Origin of the sequence: Burkholderia sp. AU44665, from assembly GCF_030504405.1 — a bacterium.
Lineage (GTDB): Bacteria > Pseudomonadota > Gammaproteobacteria > Burkholderiales > Burkholderiaceae > Burkholderia > Burkholderia semiarida.
Map to the genome: position 1 here is coordinate 16,566 of NZ_JAUJRI010000032.1, position 22,783 is coordinate 39,348.

General features: G+C 68.8%; 13 protein-coding genes. 6 read left to right on the forward strand and 7 right to left on the reverse strand.

Annotation, left to right across the window (positions count from 1 at the left end; translation table 11 throughout):
• The first annotated feature begins 19 nt into the window (after positions 1 to 19).
• Together QZM15_RS31880 and QZM15_RS31885 are read left to right on the forward strand one after the other, a co-directional pair.
• Positions 20 to 3,613: a YadA family autotransporter adhesin gene (locus QZM15_RS31880; RefSeq protein ID WP_302107896.1), complete on the forward strand. Its 3,594-nt coding sequence runs from the start codon at positions 20 to 22 to the stop codon at positions 3,611 to 3,613.
• A gap of 347 nt (positions 3,614 to 3,960) precedes the next feature.
• Entirely contained in the window at positions 3,961 to 4,368 is a 408-nt protein-coding gene (locus tag QZM15_RS31885) for a VOC family protein (RefSeq protein WP_179231829.1), read from the forward strand.
• A 127-nt stretch (positions 4,369 to 4,495) separates the two neighbouring features.
• Here QZM15_RS31885 and QZM15_RS31890 read toward each other — a convergent pair whose 3' ends face one another.
• The 3 genes from QZM15_RS31890 to QZM15_RS31900 form a co-directional block, all read right to left on the reverse strand.
• The gene (locus QZM15_RS31890) at positions 4,496 to 13,099 is read right to left on the reverse strand and encodes an RHS repeat domain-containing protein (RefSeq protein ID WP_302107897.1); all 8,604 of its coding nucleotides are present in this window, start codon (positions 13,097 to 13,099) and stop codon (positions 4,496 to 4,498) included.
• A 125-nt stretch (positions 13,100 to 13,224) separates the two neighbouring features.
• Positions 13,225 to 13,548, reverse strand: a complete 324-nt coding sequence (locus QZM15_RS31895) for a hypothetical protein (RefSeq protein ID WP_059577704.1) — start codon at positions 13,546 to 13,548, stop codon at positions 13,225 to 13,227.
• A gap of 126 nt (positions 13,549 to 13,674) precedes the next feature.
• Complete coding sequence (locus QZM15_RS31900; protein WP_059637675.1) at positions 13,675 to 13,911, reverse strand: hypothetical protein; 237 nt, start codon at positions 13,909 to 13,911, stop codon at positions 13,675 to 13,677.
• 149 nt (positions 13,912 to 14,060) lie between these two features.
• Here QZM15_RS31900 and QZM15_RS31905 point away from each other — a divergent pair, with 149 nt between their 5' ends.
• Entirely contained in the window at positions 14,061 to 14,387 is a 327-nt protein-coding gene (locus QZM15_RS31905) for a hypothetical protein (RefSeq protein WP_124657500.1), read from the forward strand.
• A gap of 166 nt (positions 14,388 to 14,553) precedes the next feature.
• Here QZM15_RS31905 and QZM15_RS31910 read toward each other — a convergent pair whose 3' ends face one another.
• On the reverse strand, positions 14,554 to 14,940 hold the full coding sequence (locus QZM15_RS31910; protein ID WP_302107898.1) for a MerR family transcriptional regulator: 387 nt from the start codon (positions 14,938 to 14,940) through the stop codon (positions 14,554 to 14,556).
• Between the two features lie 86 nt (positions 14,941 to 15,026).
• Here QZM15_RS31910 and QZM15_RS31915 point away from each other — a divergent pair, with 86 nt between their 5' ends.
• Entirely contained in the window at positions 15,027 to 15,935 is a 909-nt protein-coding gene (locus QZM15_RS31915; protein WP_302107899.1) for an alpha/beta fold hydrolase, read from the forward strand.
• Positions 15,936 to 15,962: 27 nt separating this feature from the next.
• Here the strand turns inward: QZM15_RS31915 and QZM15_RS31920 are convergent, their stop codons facing one another.
• Positions 15,963 to 16,772, reverse strand: a complete 810-nt coding sequence (locus QZM15_RS31920; RefSeq protein ID WP_302107900.1) for an ABC transporter ATP-binding protein — start codon at positions 16,770 to 16,772, stop codon at positions 15,963 to 15,965.
• Between the two features lie 227 nt (positions 16,773 to 16,999).
• On the opposite strand from QZM15_RS31920, the gene QZM15_RS31925 reads away from it, so the two are divergent.
• Positions 17,000 to 18,427: an MFS transporter gene (locus QZM15_RS31925; protein ID WP_302107901.1), complete on the forward strand. Its 1,428-nt coding sequence runs from the start codon at positions 17,000 to 17,002 to the stop codon at positions 18,425 to 18,427.
• A gap of 138 nt (positions 18,428 to 18,565) precedes the next feature.
• Here QZM15_RS31925 and QZM15_RS31930 read toward each other — a convergent pair whose 3' ends face one another.
• Both QZM15_RS31930 and QZM15_RS31935 read right to left on the reverse strand, forming a co-directional pair.
• Complete coding sequence (locus QZM15_RS31930; RefSeq protein WP_060310294.1) at positions 18,566 to 19,966, reverse strand: LLM class flavin-dependent oxidoreductase; 1,401 nt, start codon at positions 19,964 to 19,966, stop codon at positions 18,566 to 18,568.
• The gene (locus QZM15_RS31935; RefSeq protein ID WP_302107902.1) at positions 19,963 to 21,222 is read right to left on the reverse strand and encodes an acyl-CoA dehydrogenase family protein; all 1,260 of its coding nucleotides are present in this window, start codon (positions 21,220 to 21,222) and stop codon (positions 19,963 to 19,965) included. Before QZM15_RS31935 ends, QZM15_RS31930 begins: the two co-directional genes overlap by 4 nt.
• A gap of 290 nt (positions 21,223 to 21,512) precedes the next feature.
• Here QZM15_RS31935 and QZM15_RS31940 point away from each other — a divergent pair, with 290 nt between their 5' ends.
• A complete protein-coding gene (locus tag QZM15_RS31940; protein WP_302107903.1) occupies positions 21,513 to 22,751 on the forward strand; it encodes an SfnB family sulfur acquisition oxidoreductase in 1,239 nt (412 codons plus the stop codon).
• Positions 22,752 to 22,783 lie beyond the last annotated feature (32 nt).

The following is a 22,783-nucleotide window of genomic DNA, read 5'->3' on the forward strand; positions in this document are numbered from 1 at the left end:
CACAACGGAGCAGAAGACCATGAAGAGGAAGCAGATTTCGGCGCTCGCCGCCGCGATGTTCACCGGCGCGGGTGTGCTGATCGCCGGCGCCGCCCACGCGGACAATTTCGTCGACCGCGGCAACCCGGACAACGCGCTGAACGGCCAGTGCATCGACGGCACCAACCCGCTGTGCGTGGCGACGAAGAACGGCAGCTACGTGGCCGTCAGCACCACCAACGTGACGCAAGGCACCAACGCGAAGGCCGGCGCCAGCGGCATCGCGATCGGCGACCAGTCGAACGCGGGCAGCAAGGGCAGCAGCGGCAGCGGCGGCGCGATCGCGATCGGGGTCGGCTCGCAGGCGCTGGCGAACTCGGCCACCGCGATCGGCACGGTGGCGGTGGCACAAGGCAATACGTCGCTGGCGGTCGGCCGCCAGTCGGCGGCGGTCGGCGATTTCTCGATGGCGCTCGGCAACGTCGCCGATGCGCACGGCACGAGCTCGATCGCGCTCGGTCACTCGGCGCTCGCGAGCGGCGACCGCTCGGTCGCGATCGGCGGTGCGAATCCGACGTCGAGCGACGGCGTATCGGCCGGCGCATCGTACGACGCGGCCACGCAGACGCGCGCCGGCGGCACGCAGTCGGTGGCGATCGGCGCCGGCGCGCAGACGAACGACAACAACCAGGTGGCGATCGGCTCGGGCAGCATCGGCGCGAACAACGGCGGCACGCCGGTGTTCGGCGGCACGGCCGCGCCGGTCGGCGGCGCGGTCTCGTTCGGCGCGCTCGGCAGCGAACGCCAGCTCAAGAACGTCGCGGCGGGCGCGGCCGATACCGACGCCGTCAACGTCCAGCAACTGAAGAACGTGAACAGTACGCTGAGCACGGGCATCGGCAACGTCGACGCACGCGTGACGTCGGTCGGCAATGCGCTGTCGACCACGATCTCCAACGTCGACCAGCGCGTGACCAGCGTCGGCAACAGCTTGAGCACGAGCATCGTCACGGCGACGCAGAACGTCGTCAAATACACCGACGACTCGCATGCGTCGATCGCGCTCGACGGCGCCACCGGCACGACGATCGGCGGCGTGGCTGCCGGCGTCGCCGATACCGATGCGGTCAACGTCGGCCAGTTGAAGAGCGGCATCGCGCCGCTGCAGACGTCCCTTTCGACCGCGGCGTCGAACATCACGAACCTGCAGAACAGCGTGACCGGCATCAACGGATCGCTGAGCACGGCGGCCTCGAACATCGCCGGCCTGCAGGCGGCCGATACGCGCAACGTGAAGTACGACGGCGCGAGCGGCTTCGACTCGGTGACGTTCGCCGGCCCCGACGGCACCACGCTGCGCAACGTCGCGGACGGCAAGGACGCGCACGATGCGGTGAACGTCGGCCAGTTGAACGGCGGCCTCGCGTCGCTGAGCACGAGCGTGACGAACAACCTGAGCACGACGCTCGGCAACCTGAGCACGTCGATCGCGAGCCAGATCGGCAACGCGACGAAGAACGCGGTGCAGTACGACGACGATGCGCACGGCGGCGTCACGCTCGGCGGCACGGGTGCAACGGCGCCGGTCGGCCTGCACAACGTGGCGGACGGCGTGGCCGCGAACGACGCGGTGAACGTGGGCCAGCTCGGCAAGGCGACCGACGCGCTGAACCAGTCGATCACGGCGGTCGGCAACCAGGTGACGACGAATACCGGCAACATCGCGGCGCTCCAGCAGGACGCGCTGCAGTGGAACCCGGCCCTCGGCGCGTACGATGCGAGCCACGGCGGCCACGGCCCGCAACTGATCAGCAACGTCGCGGCCGGCAAGAGCGGCACCGATGCCGTCAACGTCGATCAGCTGACCGCGGCGATTCACGACGGGACGAGTCAGCTCGACGCGCTCGCGGTGAAGTACGACGATGCGAGCAAGCAGCAGGTGTCGCTCGGCGCGGGCAACGGCGGCAGCCCGGTGCGCGTGACCAACGTCGCGCAAGGCAACGTGGCGGCCGGCAGCACCGATGCGGTGAACGGCGCGCAACTGCGTCGCACGACCGACGGCGTGGCGGCCGCGCTCGGCGGCGGCGCGACGGCGAACGCGGACGGCTCGATCGGCGCACCGGACTACAGGATCGGCGGCAACGCGTTCAACAACGTCGGCGACGCGCTGACGAACCTCGACGGCCGTGTCGGCAGCAACACGACGACGCTCGCGAATCACGAAACGCGCCTCGGCAATGCCGAAACGAACATCGCGGGCAACACGGCCGCGATCGCCGGGCTGCAACAGGATGCACTGCAATTCGACCCGACGCTCGGCGCGTTCAACGCCGCGCGCGGCGGTGCGCCGACGAAGCTGACGAACGTGGCCGACGGCAACCTCGCAGCAGGCAGCACGGACGCGGTCAACGGCGGCCAGTTGTCGGGCGTGAAGACCGCGCTCGAACAGCAGATCACGAACGTGTCGAACCAGGCCGGCGAAGCGGTGAAGAACGTCGTCAAGTACGACGTCGATCCGGGCGGCAACCGGCTGAATTCGGTGTCGCTCGTCGGTGGCGACACCACGTCGGCGGTCGTGCTGAAGAACGTCGCGGCGGGTACCAGCGATACCGACGCGGTGAACGTGAAGCAGTTGAAGGACGTGCAGTCGAACCTGAACCAGCTCGGCGCGCTCGCGGTGCAGTACGACGACGGTTCGAAGAGCACGATCACGCTCGGCGGCGCGGGCGGCACGCGCATCACGAACGTGCAGGCCGGCACGCTCGGCGCGACCAGCACCGACGCGGTGAACGGCTCGCAGCTCTACGCGACCAACCAGCAGGTGGCGAAGAACACCACCGACATCTCGAACCTGCAAGGAAGCGTGACCAACATCGCGAACGGCAAGGCCGGCCTCGTGCAGCAGCAGGATCCGAACGGCGCGATCACGGTCGGCAAGGACGCGGGCGGCACGAGCGTGAACTTCTCGGGCACGGCGGGCGACCGCGTGCTGACCGGTGTCGCGGCGGGCGTGAACGACAACGACGCGGTCAACGTAGGCCAGTTCAACAACGCGCTGAAGAACGTGGCGGCCAACGACCGAATCCGCGCGGTCGCGACCGATGCGAATACCACGTGGATCGCACGTGCCGACGCGGGCGCGATCGGCTCGACGGCGACGGCAACCGGCAAGAACGCGGTGGCGGTCGGCCAGGGTTCGGTCGCCGATCGCGACAACTCGTTCTCGGTCGGCGCGAAGGGCAGCGAGCGCCAGATCACGAACGTCGCGGCCGGCACGGCGCCGACCGATGCGGTGAACGTGCAGCAACTGAACGACAATCTCGCGACGGCGTCGACGCAGGCGAAGGGGTATACCGACCAGCGCATCGGGCAGGTGTACAACGCGTTCAACGACCTGAAGAAGGACATGTACGGCGGCGTCGCGTCGGCGATGGCGGTGGCCGGCTTGCCGCAGCCGACCGGCGCGGGGCGCTCGATGGTGTCGGCGGCGACGTCGAACTATCACGGCCAGCAGGGCTTCGCGGCCGGCTACTCGTACGTGACGGAGAGCAACCGCTGGGTCGTCAAGGCATCGGTGACGGGCAACACGCGGTCGGACTTCGGCGCGGTGGTCGGCGCGGGTTATCAGTTCTGATGCGGCTTGCATCGCATTGAGCGATGCGCGGTGCCGGGCAACGCATGCGACGCCCGGCATCCGCTGTCGATCCGCGGCCCGGGATTCGTTCGCGAATCCCGGGCCATCGTCGTTCGTCGTCGCCGGCCGATCGCGCATTTCGCACCGACGATGCCGTCGCGAATGCGAGCAGCGCCTTCCGCCGTGTTCGTCGCCATCCCGTAACGCCCGGCCCCGCAAGGGTTTGCACGCGCCCGCGGCGGAACGTCCAATGCGAGTTGTGGAATGCGAGCTTGCGCTCGTATTCTGAAGTCCTCGGGCGGCACGGCATGGGGCCTGCGCCCATCACCGCATCGGAGCACGCGACAATGACCGACACCACACAGACGATGAAGCTCAACCACCTGAGCTTTCCCTCCGCCGACACGCTGGCGACGGCCCGATTCTTCGAGCGATACCTCGGCTTCACGATCGCGGGAAGCTGGGACAAATCCTGGATCCTCAAGCGCCCGGGCTTCGACGTCGTGATCGATCACGTCGGCGACGGCGTGCCCGCGTGGCCGACCAATTTCCACGTCGGCTTCGAGCTGCCGAGCCTCGATGCCGTGCAAGCGCTGTTCGCGCGCTTCAAGGAAGAGGGCGTCGCGATGGAGACGGACGTCTTCAACAACGGGCGCGGCTCGCGCTTTTTTTGCCGCGCGCCGGGCGGCGTGATGTTCGAACTGAACACGCGCGCGGATGCGGCGCCGGAATATCAGGGCACCTTCGACGACTGACGCGACGCGGTTGCGGCCGCGCATGGGCGTGACCACGGGCCGAAGGTGAAGCCGCGCGGTATGCCCGATGCGCGACGGCCGCCACGCGGCCGTCGTCGCTCGTCGCTCGTTGCGATGCGTCGCGCCGTCAGCGCGGCTGAAAGCGGATCCATGGCGTCGAGTTGTTGGTCGGATAGACCACCCACCAGTGCGCGTACACGTCGACCCGCAGCTCGTTGGCCAGCGCCTGCGCGAAACCGAAGCGGCCAGCCATCCCCGCGAAGCAGGTGACGAGCTTGATCGGCCTGCCCGACGCCGCGGGAAAGTTCGTATCGGCCGCGCCGTAGCCCTGCGCGCGCAGGAACCGCGCCAGCGTGGACGCGGAGATCGGCCGGTTGATCTGCACGCCGTTGTTGCCCGTCCACTCGACCATCGCGCTGCGCGAGATGCCATGCGTCGCCACGACGTCGACGTCGAGGTTGCCGATCCGGGTGAGATTCTGCGCGAACTGCTGTCGCTGCAGATCGGTGGTGAACGCATCCCACGTGCGTTTCACGCTGGTCGTGACCGGATCGTTCGGCATCAGGATCCGCACCTTCCCGACCAGGCCGCTCTGGCCGGGCTCGCTCGGCAGGCCGGGCGTGTTCGGCGGCGGATAGTTCGGGATTTCGCCGGCGTTCTCCAGCGGCGTCGGGTTGACGCCGAGCGATTCCTTGCCGGTGAAGAACGTGAGGTGCGCACCCGCCGCCATCAGCCCGGCGCCGCCGCCCGCCACCGCGCCGATCGCGATGTTCAGCGCGGTCGCGCGGCTGAAGAACGGCTGCCCGGTCATGCCGGCCGTCACGCCGGCCCCGGCCGCCCCGCCGGCCACGCCGCCCGCGATGCCGGAGACGAGCGACACCGACAGCGTGGTGGCCACCTTGCCCGCGCTCAAGCCGAGCGCCGCGCGCGCGGTCAGGGCGCCGGCGCCGCCGCCGGCCAGCGCACCGGCCGCGCCCGCCGCCGCGCCGGCCAGCGCGTCGATGCCGAACTGCTTCCAGCTGATCTGGTCGCCGGTGGCCATGCTCATGAGGTCGCCGGCCATCGACCCGACCGCGCCGGCCACCACGCCCACCAGGATCGCCGCGCCGATGCCGGTGCCGAGCAGCACCACGCCGGCCACGCCCACCACCAGCGTGACCAGCGCGCCGACGATGATGCCCCACACGTTCATGCCGCTCGGATCGGTGAAGACGAGCGGGTTGTTGCCGACATAGACGTACGGCGACGGCGTTTCCAGCATCGGATCGACGCTGAGGTAACGGCCGTATCCGGGGTGGTAGAAGCGCGCGTTGCAGTCGTAGAAACCGGAATCCGCGTCGTAGTTGTGGCCGGTAAACAGCCGCGGCCACGCAAGCGGCGCGGCCACGAGCACGGTGGGCTGGCCGTATACGTCGTACTGCCACGCGCTGACGGTCTCGCCGCTCGCGTCGAGCAGCACGCGCACGCTGCCGAGATGGTCGAGCAGCCCGAAGTAGAAGCGCCCGTCGTGCCACGCCACCTGGACGTCGAGCGCCGCGATGAAGCGGGTCGGCTCGCTCGCGCCGTTTGCTGTATCGATCACGACTTCGCCGTCGGGCATCGACATCTGGAAGCGCTGCGTGGTCGCGCCGCCGCTCGTGCGGGTCAGCGCCGCGCGATTGCCGTCCGCGTCGCGCAGGATCGACAGCGACACGCCCGGATTGGCGTAGCTGACGGGGCGCCCGGTGCCGGCGTCATAGCCGATCTGCCAGCGCGCCGCACCGGCGCCGTCGCTCGCGCCGATGATCCCGCCCGCATGGTCGTAAGCGAACGTGGTGGTGTCTTGCGCGGCCGTGTAGCCGGTCAGTCGGTTGGTGCCGGCCGCATACGTGTAACCGGCCGAATCGGCGCCGCGCGTGTGCCGCTCGAAGTTGCCGTTCAGGTCGATGTCCCAGCGTTGCGCGTCTGTGCCGGCACCGAACGCGGTCAACTGGCCGAGCGAATCCATGGTGGTGCAGGCCGGCCCGAGCGACCCGCCGGGCACGTCCGCCGTGACGGTCTGACTCGCGACTTCGCCATTGTAGTAGCCGCCGCCCTGACAGGCGCCGGTGTCGTAGCCGAGCGTTTCCCTGAGCACCGCCCCCGCATCGCTGAGGGTGGGCCAGCCGGGCGGCGTGTACGCGAAGCGCCGGGACAACATCGCCGAACCGTTGCCGTCGGGCAGCAGCCGGGTGAGCGCCGGCTTGCCGTTCGGCTCGTACTCGTGCGCGATCAGCACGGTCGTCGTGCCGCCGGTGTCGGCCGCGACCTCGAGCACGCGGCCGAGCGCATCGTAACGGCGCAGGCTGACGAGCCCCGTGGCCGAATCCGTGCTCGACAGCAGGTTGCCGCCGGCCGACCACGTATTCGCGATGACGCAGTCGCCCGCGGGCATCCCGGCGAATTGCCGGCGCCGCGCGAGCACGCGCCCGGCCCGGTCGTACGCGACCGTCTCGGTCAAGGCGGCCAGCCCGGCGTTGCCCTGGTTGACTTCGACCTTCCAGAGCCGGCCGACGAGATGGTCGTCCTGGGTTGCATCCGAGCCGTCGCCGTCGTAGTGGCGGCGCACGCTCCAGGTGGGCGGCGACGGCGGCCAGTCGGGGTCGTCGGCATGCTGCTGAAGCTGCGTGCGATCCCACGCGACGGCGAAGGTGCCTTCCTCGATCACGCGGCTCAGCGTGTCGTATTTGCGATAGGCGACGTAGCCGCCGTTCAACGCATTGCCGTCGGCGAGGAAGCGCATCAGCCCGGCGCTGCTGTAGACGATCTGCGTGGTGCCGCTGTCGGGGTCGGTCGAGCTGAGCCGATGCCCGGCGAAGTCGTATTCGGCGGTGCTGCTGCCGGCCGGCACGGTTTTCGTGCCGGCGCCGCCCGCCGCGTACGACGCGGGCGGCACCGACGCGACGGTGCGGCCCTGCGCGTCGTGGATCTGGCTCATGCGCCAGTCGAGGCTGTCGTCGGTGGCCGAGTTCTGCACCACGCGGCCGATCAGGTGCTCGGCCGTGTCCGACCAGGTTTGCGTGAGCGCGCCGTTGGGATCGACGTCCACCGTCAGGTGATATTCGCCGAGCGGCAACGGGTACGCGAAGCGCCCCGCATCGGTATTGACGCCGTAGCCGCGCGTCGCGTAATGCGTGTTGCCGGGCCGGATCGCATAGTCGTAGCCGGGCTGGCCGAACGCCACCGGCCGGCCGAGCGGCGCGTTTTCGTACGCGGTGCGCGAGAACGGATAGCCGCCGGCATCGGGGTGCCAGGCGGCCAGCGCGCCTTCGAGCGGCGCGCCTTCCCAGAGGCTGCCGCCGGCGCCGCCGTTGGTCACCAGGCCGTCCTGGTAGACGAACAGCGCCTGGGCGCCGGACACCGTGACGCGGCTCGTGAGCGCCTGGATCGCGCTGTTGCCGCGCTCGTCGTACACGCCGGTGTCGAGCACGGCGCTATCGGCCGATTCGAGCTTGAGCGTCTGCAGGCTGCGCGCGAGGCCGTCCCGGTACTCGACGCTCAGGCCGACGTCCTCGGCCACGGCCAGCGCCGAGAAGCTGCCGGGCGCCGTCATGCCGAGCTGCAGGCCGAACGGGGCGGCGATCGCGGCGTCCGCATATTCGAACACCTTGCGCCCGTCGGCGAAGAACAGCACGCGGCCCGTCACGGCCACCAGCAGCCATTCCCGTGCGGCCGGCGCGCCGCTGTCGGATTGCAGCAGCACCGCGTTCGCGCCGTCGAGCCGCCACAGACGCCAGCCCTGCGCCGGGCTGAAGCCGACGAACCACGTGCCGGTGCCGAGCACCGCGTCGCCGAGCGTGGCGCGATCGACCAGCACGCGTGCGGCGATGCTCGTCGCCGCGAAACCGGTGCGTTCGAGCCGCGCGCCGAGCGGCCCGCCGGCCTCGCCGTGATAGCTGAGCAGGCCGCCGCCCGCGGTCCAGTCGGCCGCATTGCCCGACGCGGCCGTGTAGAACGCCAGCGCGCCGTTGCAGAAGCCGTCGTACACGCCGGTTCCCTGGCCGGTGACGTTGATCGCCGCGTTCGGCGTGGCGCGCGGAAACGGGGCGGCCGGGCCGATCGTCGTGTCCTGCGCGGCGAACCCAGTCATGCTGATCAGGCTCGGGTTGTCCCAGGGGCCGACCGTCACGGACGGCTCGGCGAACGGGTTGTAGAGCGTGCGCGAGCGCACGCCGTTCGGCGCGGTGGTGCCGAGCGTGCGTAGCCGTGCGCCGTCGTAGGCGATCGACTGGAACTGGCAGTCGAGCGGCGTGAAGAACACGTCGTCGAGCCGCAGCCACGCCGCGCCGCCCGCCGGCAGTTCCGCCTGAATGCCGAGCGTGACGGTGGCGTTCGCGCCGAGGCCCAGCGACGACGGATCGACGGTCCATTGCTGCGGTTGCCACTGGCCGGCGGTGGGCGCGAGGCGCCGGCTCACCTGCGCGCCGCCCGGCGCGGTGAGCGTCAGCGTCACGGCGAAGTCGCGCGCGGTCGCGCCGGGCGGGCTCTTGAACCAGAGGCCGAACAACTGCCGCGCGCGGCCGTCGGTCAACGTCACGGCGCGGGTGAGCGTCGCCGACGCGGTGATCTGCAGGCACGCGGTGCCGCTGGCCGCGTCGTCGCGATAGACGGCCGCGCCGGCCGGCAGGCTCCAGGTCGGCCGCTGGTAATCCTCGAAACTGTCGTACGCATTGCCGCTGGCCGAATTGACGAAGCCCGCGATCCGAAAACGCCCCGCGTCGTCGAACAGCGAAGCCATCGGCCGGCCGGTGACGTCGTGCGACAGCAGCACGTTGCCTTCGCCGTCGCGGGTGTCGATACGCTCTTCCAGCAGCCAGCCCGCGCCGGGCTGGCCGCCGTTCCACGCGGCGAACGGCGGCGCATCCGCGTCGACCGCGACCCAGCTGTCGGCTTCCGCCAGATAGGTGGTGCCGTCGTCGCGGGCCCAACTGCGGAAGGTCTGCGCTTTCGCGGCCTGCAACAGCCAGCCGCCGTCCGCCTGCACCCGCGTCGACGCACTGGCCACCGGCGCGAGAATGTGCGCGCTCCACATCGCCGGGTAGACCTCGAAACCGAACAACGACGTGCGCTGCGTGACGTTGAGCTCGCCCCGGCTGTCGTAGTAGGCGGTCTGCACCGTGGCCGGATAGCCCGAGGCCGCGTTGTACGCATAGGTCATGGTGCGCTCGACGCCCTGCAGGCTCTCGATCGACGTCGCGATCTGCGGCACGGCGTCGTAGAGATTGCGCAGCGCGGCGCCGTTCGCGTCGCTCGCCACCTGGTCGGTGTAGGTCCAGTCGCTGGTGGTGGACGACAGCAGCGTGCCGTCGCGGTCGTACACCGAGGTCGACAACAGCAGGCCGGCGGCGAGCGAATACGCGTCGTCGACGGGCGCGGCCGTACCGCATGCGCCGGCGCGGACGCGGCAATCGTCCGGCAACTGCAGCGTGCGCGCGGGCAGGCCGTTGTAGAAATGGCTCGTGGTCCAGCCGTAGCGCTGTGCCTGCGGCGTCTCGCACGCCTGGTATTCGGACACCGTCGAGAATTGCACGATGCTGCCCGACGGATCGGTGTTGGCCGACACGTCCGCGTACGCATAGCAGCGCAGCATCGTGTCGTAGCCGCTGTCCATCGCCAGCGCGGTCACGACGAAGGCCGCGAGCGGCGCATGCAGCGAGTGATTCGCATAGCGGTGCAGCGTGACGTGGGTCGATGCGTCGATCTCGTTGCCCGACGGGAAGGTCACGAAGCCCGACGGAATCGCCGGCAGCTTGCCCGAGATGGCCGTCTCGTACTGCAGCGTGCTGTTGAGCAGGCGGAACATCTGCTGCCCGGGGAACCGCTCGACCACCGGCTCGCCCTGCGCGTCCCGCAGCAGCCCGCCGTTGCTGAAGAAGCGCACCTGCGTGTCGAGCGGCGCGCCGTCGGCGTCGAGCGTCATGAACGCGAGGAAATCCGGCGCCTGGTTGATGACGGTCGTGCTGTCGAAGCGATCGACGGTGATTTCGCCCAGCCGGAATCCGGCGATCGGGTTCCACGCGGGCCAGACCGAACGGCCGTAGAGGTCGCGGTTCTGCGACAGGAATTCGCCGGCCAGCGTCGGGAAGCCCTGCGTCTCGCGATCCGCGGGCGCCGGATCCTCGTCCTGCAGCACCTGGGTGACCCAGGGCGTGTCGGCATCGGGATCGAAACTGTCGAGCGCGGAGTAGAGCGCCGACGTCGTGTTCTCCGTCTTCAGCACGCCGAGCGGGTCCCACGCGTACCAGTAGAACTGGCGGTTCGCGTCGCTGCCGGGCGGGTACTGGATGCCCGCGAAGTGGTAGGACCAGCTCACGCCGTCGAACACCAGCACGTTCGGGCCCGAGCCGACCAGGCTGTTGCCGGTGATCACGGGGCCGAGCGTCTGCATGAACGCGGGCGACAGGTTCGTGAAGCCCGGGCCGTCGAATACGTCGGGCAGCGGGCGCAACGCGAGGTTGCCGTAGTCGTCGTCCCACGCGGGCACCGCCAGGCGGTAGTCGAAGGCCTTCACCACGCCGCCCGACGACGCATAGCGGTCGATCCACGCGGCTGCCGCGAAGCCCTGGCCCATCGACAACTGGAAATACGACGTGGCGCCGACGGCCGGAATCGTGATCGCGTCGGTGTCCAGCGTGCTGCCGAGCCGCCACGCGAGCGTCGCCGCATCGCGGACCATCAGGCTGAACCGGCCGTGCGCCGTGTCCTCGTCATAGCAGAACACCAGATAGTGATTCGTGGCCGCCGCCACGTACGATTGCGTATTGATGCTGCCGGACGGGCAGCACGTGCCGCTCGCGAGCGCGGGCGCGACGTCCCAGCCGCGCGTCTGCCAGTTCAGCGCGTAGCGGTCGACGCGGCGATCGTCGTTGTCGATCACGACGAAGAAGTCGGCGCCGTTGGCGATTCGCAACTGGCTGCTGGCGTAGCGGTACGGCGTGGGCTCGCCGGGCTCGCCCGCGAAACGCCAGTCCGCGTTCGCGACCGGCCGGCGCGACGCGAGATAGAGCGTCGATTGCGTGTCGTCGAGGCTCGCCAGCACGAGCACGAAGCTGTCGGCGCTGGTCGTGGCCACCGTCCGGTCGAGATCGAGCGCGCCGTCGAAGCGCTGCCAGTCCGTCCAGGCCGGAATCCAGCGGCCCAGCCACGTGTAGACGTTCACCAGCAGCGCGTTCTCGCTGGCCTCGTACCACGCGACGACCACGTAGTCGGCGCCGTACCAGATGCGCGGCGCGCCCGGCCGGCTCGCGCCGAACGGATTGTCGATGGTGAGATTGCGCGAGCCCGGATCGACGTTCTCGTCCGCGCCCACGTCGATCTCGGCGTACGTGTAGCGCAGCACGCCGCCGGTGGGCAGCGTCATCGACGTCATCGCGCCCGGGTTCGGCGCGCCGCCGGCATCGAAGTTGTAGTCGAACGCGATGCCGGGGCGGGCCGCGCCGCCGCTGAAGGTGTCCGTCACGCTTTTCAGATAGCGTTTGTAGCAGGCGCCGGTGGCGAGCGGATTGGCGGCGTCGCGCGGCGCGAGAAGGGTCAGGTCGTACCAGTCGAAATCGAGGCGGGTCTGCTGCGCGCCCGAGCCGTCGATCACGTCGACGTGGTCGAGATAGCGCGTCTCGTAACGGTCCTGCCACGCGTTCGGCTGGTCGCCCGGCACCTGGGTCGGGTCGCCGTGCGCGGCCAGGTATTCCTTCGGCGCGTCGAGCGAGCGGGTGTCGTAGGTCATCGGCTGCCACGCGAACCGGCACGACCAGCCGAGATCGTTTTCCATGCTCGCGATCTGGCATTCGCGCGTGTAGGTCAACGTGCCGTCGCCGACCGCCTGCTCGATCGTGCTGTACGAAAATTCGATCCAGTGCCCGAGCGTGTTGCGCAACTGCGCGAGATTCCACGCCACCGCATAGCGCTGCTGGTTTTCCGCGCGGCGGCTCGGGCCGACCCAGTTGCCCCAGCGGATGCCCCACTGGATCAGGTTGCGCGCGGCGGCGGCCGCATCCGAGCCGCCGTAGGTGGCGACCGTGCCGTCCGGGCGGACGACTTCCCAACTGTCCCAGGCCGGGTAGTGCGTGATCTGCCAGAACTGGTAGGGCGCCGTTTCATAGGACTGGCCGTCGGTGGTCACGGCGATCGTGCCGTCCGCTTGCCGGCGCAGCAGATGCGAGCGGCGCAGCGGCGCATCGTCGAGGCGCCACTCGCCGGGGCGGCCGGTGGGCGACACACGCGCGTCTCCCGACGGGCGCCAGCCGTGTCGCTCCAGCGCGGACGCGAGTGCCGCCGGCACCCGGTCGCTCGCGAACGGCGCCGCGCTCGCGGCGTCGTCGAACGCGTCGGCGGCCAGCGTGCCGCGGCCCCACGCCGTGGGGATCGGCACGAGCTGCATCGCCTGGCCCTGGCTCATCAGGTAGTACTGCACGTCGAGCGGGCTGCCCGTGCCCTGCGTTTCCGCGACGATGCGCTCGAGCGGCATGCTCCAGCCCACGCCGAGCGCGCCGCTCGGGTTCGTGAGGTTCCATTGCGAGACCTGGTCGGCGACGTTGCTCTGGTACAGCAGGGTCAGGTCGAACGCCAGCCCGCCACGCGCCGGCAGCGTCAGCAGCTTGAGCGGGAAGGCGAGATTGCCGCGGAACAGGTTCACGGCGGAACCGAAGCTGCCGGCGTCGAACTGGAGCACGCCCAGGGCGGGAATGTCGGCCTGCTGGCTGGCGGTGGTGGACATGGCGACTCCTCGAGAAAATGGTCCCCGGCCCGAACGCCGGGCGGAGGACCACGAAAGCACGACCGCAAACCAGGCAATGGAAAAGACGCCGCCGCCCATCGCGGCGACGCGGCGGCGAACGCCGCTTATTGCGCCCAGGCAATCACCGACGCGATCAGCGAGCAACTGCTCGGATTGAGCTCGTTGCTGCTGTTGTCGATCAACTGGAGCGAGCCCGTGATGGTCACCGTCGGCGAATTGTTCTGCGTCTGCACCTGCACGCTCGCGCCTACCGTGCGCAGGTGGTGGTCGGTGTTGCCGAACGAGACCGAGTAGCTGGCCACCGACGCGCCGGCCGCAATCACGTTGGTCGGGAAGCTGTAGGTGGCCTGGGCCGTGATGACGCCCGAATCGGACGGCTTGGCGTCGCTCAGGGGAATCGAGATGTTCTGCACGTAGACGGACGGCATGAAAGACTCCTGTCGATCGGTAAGGTGGGGAAGACACGCTGCGCGCCGGATGACGCGCACGGGCCGTGCGACTGCCGATTGCCAACTGCCGCGGCGCGGCGGCCCGCCCCGCGCGCGGAACGCGGTTCAGGGCAGGGTCACGCCGTGAGAATCGTTCTCGCCGGTCACGCCCGACTGCGATTCGCTGTTGCGGGTCCAGAAGATGTACAGGTACTTGCGCTCGCCCGGGGCCGGATCGCCCCATTGGTTGCTGGCCGTGAATACGCGCTGGCCGTTCTGGTAGGCCGCCGCCACCTGGCTCGTGACATCGATGGTCGAGTTGTAGACCCCGTAACCGGCACTTTCGATCGTCGTGGTACTCATTTTTATTCCTTCATCAATATATGAAATATCGAAGCGACAGATTTAAGAAAATCCCGAATTGATAATGCATCGCCGGTGAAATTCGGGATCCACCGGATTTTTAAAATGGATATTCCGCGAACATGCCGTCTCGCATTGAAACCCGACGCATGCGCGATGCGATTCGGGTGGGCGACGCACGTCACGGCACCGCCCCGGTTCTATCGGAAAACCGGCGGCAGGCCTGCGGGGTCGGATGGCTGAATGGCGGGAATCAACCGCCAGGCGGCGGTTTGGTGGTAGCGGACATGGATGTGGCCCCCGGTCGGATCAAGCCTGTTTTACTTCTCGGTCTTGCATTTCGCCGACGCGTATTGCTGCGCGCCGCTGCAAATGCAACTCTCAGTCCTGTTTTTCGTCGTGCGGTTTTTCGTATTGCATCGATTGCAATGGCAGTAAATACCACGCGATTCGGCATGTCAAGGATGCGTTTATGAAAAGCGTTTGTAATCGGCGGTAATTGAATATGCCCGTTTTTTCGGTGGCTCGGCGGGCGTGGTGTGCGCGCCGTCGCCGGTCGCGCATTCTCGAACGATTCCGATGTGAAGCGGGTGCCCCGAAGGGCGACGCGGGGGCTGATTCGTGCCGGTGAACGCTGGCGCCTCAATCGAGCGGCGGCACCGCGCCATCCTGCAAGGTCTTGATGAGCCGCGCACGCCGCTTTTCCAGATCGGCGATCTGACGGTCGATCGCTTCGAGGCGTTCGCGCTGAACCGCGGAGATCTGATCGCACGAACGCGCGCCCTCGATCAGCAGCATGCAGTCCGGAAAGCCGCGAATGTCGTCGAGGGTGAAACCGGTCGCGATCATGCGCTGAATCTGTCTGACCTGCGTCACCGCGTTGTCGGGGAACAGGCGGTAGCCGTTGGCCGCGCGCACCGACGCGAGCAGGCCGTGCTCGTCGTAGTGCCGGATCGAGCGCACGCTCGCGCCGGTGAGCTGCGCGAGTTTGCCGATGGTCAGCAGGGGCTGCGGAGGCGGGTTTTTCATGCACGGCAGGTTAGCACGATTCGCTTGACTCTCACATCAGTGTGAGGGTTGAGACTGTGCGTCCGTTCATGCCTGGAGGAAAAATCGTGACTACCCGAGTGCTGATCCGCTGGCTGCTGGCCGTGGTCTGGTGGGCGACGCCGTTCGCGTTGGCGTACGACGCGGCGGCCGCGCCGCTCAGCTATACCGTGACGTCGACGGACGGCGTGAAGCTGGCCGTTCAGGAAAGCGGCGACCCCGACGGCGTGCCGGTCATCCTGATTCACGGCCTGCTCGGCAGCCGCCTGAACTGGGACGCGCAGGTCGCGAGCCCCGAGCTGCGCGGATTCCGGATCATCACGTACGATCTGCGCGGCCACGGGCTGTCGGACAAGCCGTCCGGCGCGCGGCCGTATCGCGACGGAGGCCGCTGGGGCGACGATCTCGCCGCGGTGATCGACGGCGCGCATGCACGCAAGCCCGTCGTGGTCGGCTGGTCGCTCGGCGGCGTGGTGATCTCGAACTACCTTGCCAGATACGGCGACCGCGCGATCGCGGGGGCCGTGTACGTCGACGGCGTGGTCGAGCTCGCGCCGGGCCAGATCGTCGATCACCCGGACGTGTACCGCGACATGAATGCGCCGGACCTGAAAACGCATCTCGACGGCGAGCGCACGTTCGTCGGTCTGTGCTTCAACCGCCGGCCGGATGCCGCCACGTTCGAGCGGTTGCTCGCCAATGCCGCGATGGCGTCGTGGGACATGCAAAAGGCCATCCCGACGATGTCGGTATTCGCCGCGGCGGGGCTCGGCCACGCGCGCGTGCCGCTGCTCTTCATCTACGGCGGCCGCGATGCACTGGTCGATACGCCCACGACGCTGGCTCGCGCGGCCGAGCTGAATCCGCGCATCGCCAGCAAGGTGTATGCGGAGTCGGGGCACGCACCGTTCATCGAGGAAGCCGAGCGGTTCAATCGCGATCTGGCCGCGTTCGTGCGGTCGGTGTCCGCGCGATGAAGTCGTGTGCGGCGCCGGCCGGCGATGTCAGTCCGGCGTGGCCGGGATCCCCGCCGTGTCGCCGGCCGCCCGATCGTGAAAGCGCTGGAACGCATCGAGCAGCCGCGCGCGCAGCGCGGCCAGCGACGGATCGCGCCGATCGCGCGGCCGCGCGATGTCGACGTGGAGTTCGTCGTCGACGCGGCCCGGGTTCGGCGCGAGCATCAGCACGCGATCGCCGAGATACAGCGCCTCGTCGAGATCGTGCGTGACGACGATCGCGGCCATCCGGTGCCGCTGGACGACATCGAGCAGCAGCGTCTGCAGGCGCATCCGGGTGATCGCGTCGACCGCGCTGAACGGCTCGTCGAGCAGCAGCAGATCCGGCTCGCCGAACAGCCCGCGCGCGATCGCGGCGCGCTGCGCCATTCCGCCCGACAACGTGGCCGGCAGTTGCCGTGCGACGCCGGCCAGACCGACTTCGTCGAGCAAGCGCGCGAGGCTCGGGTCGCGTCCGCCCCGCGCGCCGGCCGCGAAGCCGACGTTGTCGGCGATCGACAGCCACGGCAGCAGCCGCGGCTCCTGAAAGATCACGCCGACGCGCGCGGACGGCCCGGCGAGCGCGCTGCCGTCGAGCGTCACGCTGCCGCGGAAGTCCGCGTCGAGGCCGGCGACGATCCGCAGCAGCGTGCTCTTGCCGCAGCCGCTCGGGCCGACCACGCAGACGATCTCGCGTGGCGCGACCTGCAACGCGACGTCGGCGAGGACCGTGCGATCGCCATACAGCTTGCGGGCGATCCGCAGGTCGAGCAGCGGCGCGGCGAGGCCGGCCGCCGGGCGGCCGGAAGGAGATAGCACGGCCCGCGCAACTTTATGACGCACGCCGATTAATTTATCGGTTTATATCGCTTGGGATTGCCGGGCCTGGAGAACAGAATTTCCGGTGCCGGCAAGCGACGCATTCGACGACGGCCGGAACGCATTCGTTCGACGGCCCGGGCCGCGATGCCCCTGTCGCGGCGGCCGGCATCCTGCAAACTTCGCCGCTCATTCGCCGGCCATCCGGCGACACACTAAGGAATCCGATGAGTTCGATCGACCTGAGCCCCGTTACGCCGGTTTCTTCCCCCATCCGCTCGGCCAGCGACGTCGCGCGCCTGATCAACACGGTCGACAGTTCGGTCAGCCATGCACGGATGATCGTGCTGCTGGCGCTCGGCGGCGTGTTTCTCGACGCGTACGACCTGACGACGCTGTCCTACGGCATCGACGACGTGACGCGCGAATTCGGGCTGACGCCCGCGCTGACCGGGCTCGTCGGGTCGGCGATCATGATCGGCACGATCTTCGGCAGCCTGATCGGCGGGTGGCTGACCGACCGGATCGGCCGCTACCAGGTATTCATGGCCGACATGCTGTTCTTCGTGGTCGCGGCGATCGCGGCCGGGCTCGCGCCGAACGTCTGGGTGCTGATCGCCGCCCGCTTCGTGATGGGGCTCGGCGTCGGCATCGACCTGCCGGTCGCGATGGCGTTTCTCGCGGAATTCTCGAAGTTCAACGGCCGCGGCAACAAGGCGTCGCGGCTCGCCGCGTGGTGCCCGATGTGGTACGTCGCGTCGTCGGTGTGCTTCCTGCTGATCTTCGGCCTGTACTTCCTGCTGCCGGCCGAGCATGCGGGATGGCTGTGGCGTGCGTCGCTGATCTTCGGTGCGGTGCCCGCGCTCGTCATCATCCTGTTCCGCAACCGCTTCATGAACGAATCACCGCTGTGGGCCGCGAATCAGGGCGATCTGGCCAACGCCGCGCGCATCCTGCGCCAGTCGTACGGCATTCACGCGCACGAAGCGCAGGACGTGCGACGCGAGCCGAGCCCGCCGCCGGTGCGGATTCGCGTGCTGTTCCGGCGCCCGTATCTCGGGCGCACGATCGTCGCCAGCGTGATGAACCTGTGCATCCCGTTCGAATACACGGCGATCGCGTTCTTCCTGCCGTCGATCCTGTCGCAATTTCTCGGCGCGGGCGTGTTTGAGACGATCGCGGCATCGCTCGCATTGAACGTGCTGTTCGCGTTCACCGGCGGCTTGCTCGGCATGCGTCTCGCATATCGGTATGCGTCGCGTCATGTCGCGATCGCGGGGTTCGCGCTGCAAACGGTCGCGCTCGTCGCGCTTGCGCTCGCAGGCCATCCGCACGGGGCGATCGCGGTCGGTGTCGTGTTGCTGATGCTCGGTACGTGGTTGTTCGCCGAAGGCTTCGGCCCCGGCGCGCAGATGATGATCTATCCGACGCTGTCGTATCCGGCCGCGATCCGCGGCACCGGTGTCGGCTTCGGGCGGTCGCTGTGCGGCATCGGCCAGGCGCTCGCGCTGTTCGCGCTGCCGATCCTGCAAGCCCGCCTCGGCACCGACATGTTCTGGGTCGTCGCGATCAGCGCGGTCACGCCGATCGTGTTCCTGCTGATCGTGCGGTACGAACCGACGGCGCACGACGTCGACGACGAAAGCGCGGCGTAAGCGCTGACCGGGGCGCTCGCCGTTGCCCCGGAAAATACGCACGGCTTCGTCGGACTGCACGAAGCCGTTTGTGGTGAAGCTGAAGCCGGTCGCCGCGCGAATGCGGACAGCCCGGCTTCGACGTTGTTGGACGTGCCGTTAAGCGCTGACCGCTTCGCGCTCGGCCGCGCGCTTGACCTGTTCGATATCGCGAAACCGCGCGGCCGGATGCTCGTCAGGCAACCGCGCCGAACCGCCGAACAATTTCTCGCGCAGCGTGCCCGGCGCATACGCGGTCGGATACACGCCGCGGCGCTGCAACTCCGGCACGAGATAGCGCACGACGTCCTCGAAGGTTTCATGCGCGACCGCATACGCGAGATTGAAGCCGTCCACGTCGGTCGCCGCCACCCATTCCTGCAGGATGTCCGCGACGGTCGCCGCCGACCCGACGAATACCGGGCCCATCCCGCCGATGCCGCCCCAGGCCGCCAGCGCCTCGATCGTCCACGCGGTGTCGCCGCCCGACAGGTGCTCGACCGCCGATACGATCGCGTTCGTGTCGACGCGCCGGACGGGATCGGTCGGCGCGTACTGGCCGAAGTCGATGCCGGTCCAGCCCGACATGAACACCAGCGAGCCGTCGTACGACACGTAGCGCCGATACTCGTCGAACTTGGCCTGCGCCTTCTCGTCGGTCTCGTCGACAATCACCGTCACGAGGTTGTAGATCAGCACCTTCGCCGGGTCGCGCCCGGCGGCCGCGGCCTGTGCACGCACGTCGGCCACGTAGCGCGCGAGCTGGTCGCGGGTCGGCGCGGCGACGAACACGCATTCGGCGTGCCGCGCGGCGAACGCCTTGCCGGGGCCCGACGCGCCGGCCTGGAACAGCACCGGCGTGCGTTGCGGCGACGGCTCGCACAGGTGATAGCCGGGCACGTCGAAGAAGCGGCCCTTGTGGCCGATCTCGTGCACTTTCTCCGGATGCGTGAACACGCGGCCGTCGCGGTCGCGCACCACCGCGCCGTCTTCCCAACTGCCCTCGAACAGCTTGTACAGCACCTCGACGTACTCGGCCGCGACCGCATAGCGGTCGTCGTGCGTGCGCAGCCCGTGATCGCCGACGTTCTTCGCGCCGCTCTCCAGATACGACGTGACGATGTTCCACGCGAGCCGGCCCTTCGTGTGATGGTCCGCGGTCGACAGCCGGCGCGCGAACGTGTACGGGTGCTCGAACGTCGTCGACGCGGTGATGCCGATGCCGAGATGCTCGGTCGCCATCGCGATCGGCGCGGCCAGTTGCAGCGGATCGTTGACCGGGATCTGCGCGGCCTGGTGCAGCGCGTGATAGTTGCTGCCCTTGTACACGTCGTAGTAGCCGATCACGTCCGCGATGAAGATCGCATCGAAGATCCCGCGTTCGAGCACGCGCGCAAGGTCGGTCCAGTAGTCGAGATCCTTGTACTGCCACGAGCGGTCGCGCGGATGCGCCCACAGGCCGGGCGACTGGTGACCGACGCAGTTCATCTCGAACGCGTTGAAGCGGATGGTCTTGCTCATCGCGCGGCTCCGGTTTCCGCACCGCCGCCCGCACTGTTACCCACGCGCCACACGAACGGCGGAGTGCGGCCGTTGATGATCCAGTCGCCGACGATGCGCGCCTTGTACACGAGCGGATTGTGCGACGACACCGTGCGTGCGTTGCGCCAGTGGCGATCGAGCGCGGTCGTGCTGCGGGTCGCGGATGCGCCGAGCGCGTCGAACAGGCGCGTCGCCGCGCGCAGCACGAGTTCGGACACGACGAGCTGGCTCTGCGCGGATTCGATTTCGGCCGCGACGTTCGCGGCCTGCTCGGCCGCTTCATCGCCGCCGAAGCGCGCTTCATAGGCTTGCTGAAGCGGCTGCGCGGCGCGCAGCGCGAGCGCGTCGGCCGCGTACGCCCATGACGCGATCTCGCCGATCACCTGCTGCAGCTGTGCATCGTCGCCGGCCCGCTGCGCATTGCCGTGGCTGTACACGCGCGTGCGGTTGCGCACGAGCTCGCCCGCATCGCGCACGATCGCGTGGCCGATACCGGCCAGCGTCGCGACGTGGAACAACTGGTAGAACGCGGTCTGGTACTTGAAGCGGCGCGCGAAATCGATCACGTTGTCCGCGTCAACCGCCGCGTTCTCGAAACGCGTCGTGCCGCTGCCGGTGGTGGTCTGGCCGAAGCCGTCCCAGTCGTCGTCGCGGATCACGCCCGGCTGCGCGGTCGCGACGGCGACGATCACGTCGCTGCCGTCGTGCGCGCGCTGCGCGAACACGTCAATCCAGTCGGCGAACAGGCTGCCGGTGCTGTAGAACTTCCGGCCGTTCAGCACGAGCCGGCCGTTCTGCTCCGACACCTTCGTGACGGTCTGGCCGAGCGGCACGTCGCCGGCTTCCGACCACGCATTGCCGACGAGCTGGCCGCTCGCGAAGCGGTCGAACCAGGTCGTGCGCTGCGGCCCGGCCGGTGCATTGAGCCAGTCCTCGACGAACGCGAAGTGCCCGCGCAATGCCTGCGGCAAATTGGAATCGGCGGCGGCGAGCTCGGTCAGCAGCCGGAACAACTGCGGCAGCGATGCGCCGGCGCCGCCGGCGCTCACAGGCAAACGTATCGCGCCGAAGCCGGCCGATTTGAGCCAGCCGATCGCCTCGTGCGGCAATTCGCGGCGGCGATCGCGCTCGGCGGTGCCGGCGGCAATGCGCTCGAAGATCGGCCGGAACCGGCTCGCGAGTGCATCGTAATCGGTACCGGTGGAAAGGTCGGGAACTGCGTGCGATGAAGTCATGCGGATTTCCTCGAAGGGCGTGGCCGTTTGCGCCGGGAGCCCAGTATAGGAAGCGCGACGCGGGCGTTCCAATAACGGATTCTCGGATCGTTATCGTCGCTGCGTATTACCGTCGCTGCGCGACACGTATCGACGTTCCGGCATCGATTGCGACGTCAAAACGCGCAATCGCCTTCGCCATTCGCGCATCGTTTGTTATCCAAAGGAATATCGTTTCGAGAATCGCTCGGTTTTCCCGCCCGCGCGGCGCTGCTAGATTGAATGCTTTGACCATTCGACAGGAGAGCCCGATGTCAGACACGAGCGCGACGATTCAGGAACGGCCGGCCGATGCACGACCGCAGGCAGCCCGCGTGATCGCCGACGACGCGGAGGCGATCGAGGTCGCGCAGGCGCTGGCGCAACGCCTGGCGCAAGGGGCCGCCGAACGCGACCGCGAGCGCCGCCTGCCGCGCGAGGAAATCGAATGGTTCTCGCAGTCGGGGCTGTGGGCGATCACGGTGCCGAAGGCATACGGCGGCGCGGGCGTATCGCATGTGACGCTTACCGAGGTGATCAAGATCGTCGCCGCGGCCGATGCGTCGCTCGGGCAGCTTCCGCAGAATCACTTCGGGCTCGTCGACGTGATCACGCTCGTCGGCACCGACGCGCAGAAGCGTCATTTCTTCGCCGAAGTGCTGAGCGGCAAGCGGTTCGGCAACGGCTTCTCGGAGAAGGGCACGAAGCACGTGCTCGACCTGAAGACGCGCGTGCGCCGCGACGGCGACGACTATGTCGTCGACGGCACCAAGTTCTACTCGACCGGGGCGCTGTTCGCGCACTACGTGCCGGTGCTCGGGCTCGACGACGCGCGGCAGGCATGGCTTGCGTACGTGCCGCAACCGACGCCCGGGCTGACCGTGATCGACGACTGGTCGGGATTCGGGCAACGCACGACCGCGAGCGGCACGGTCGTGCTCGACGCGGTGCGCGTGCCGGCGTCGCACGTGCTGCCCGCGCAGCGCGTGTCGGACGTGCCGACGCTCAACGGCCCGCTGTCGCAGATCATCCAGGCGGCGATCGACGCGGGTATCGCGAAGGCGGCCATCGACGATACGCTCGCGTTCGTGCGGACCCGCGCGCGGCCGTGGGTCGACAGCGGCGTCGAGCGGGCCTCGGACGACCCGCTGACGATTCGCGAAATCGGCCGCCTGCACATCCAGCTGCATGCGGCCGACGCGTTGCTCGAACGCGCGGCGCGCACGCTCGACGAGATCACGGCAAAGGGCGACGTGACCGAGGACGACGTCGCGCGGGCGTCGGTGGCGGTGGGCGAAGCGAAGGTGCTGACGACCGAGGTCGCGCTGCTCGCGGGCGAGAAGCTGTTCGAGCTGGCCGGCACGCAATCGACGCTCGCCGAGCACAACTTCGACCGCCATTGGCGCAACGCGCGCACGCACACGCTGCACGATCCGGTGCGCTGGAAGTATCACCTCGTCGGCAACTACTATCTGAACGGCGCACGCCCGGCGCGCCATGCGTGGAATTGACACGCGGGCGGCAAGCGGCTCGTCCGGCCGCC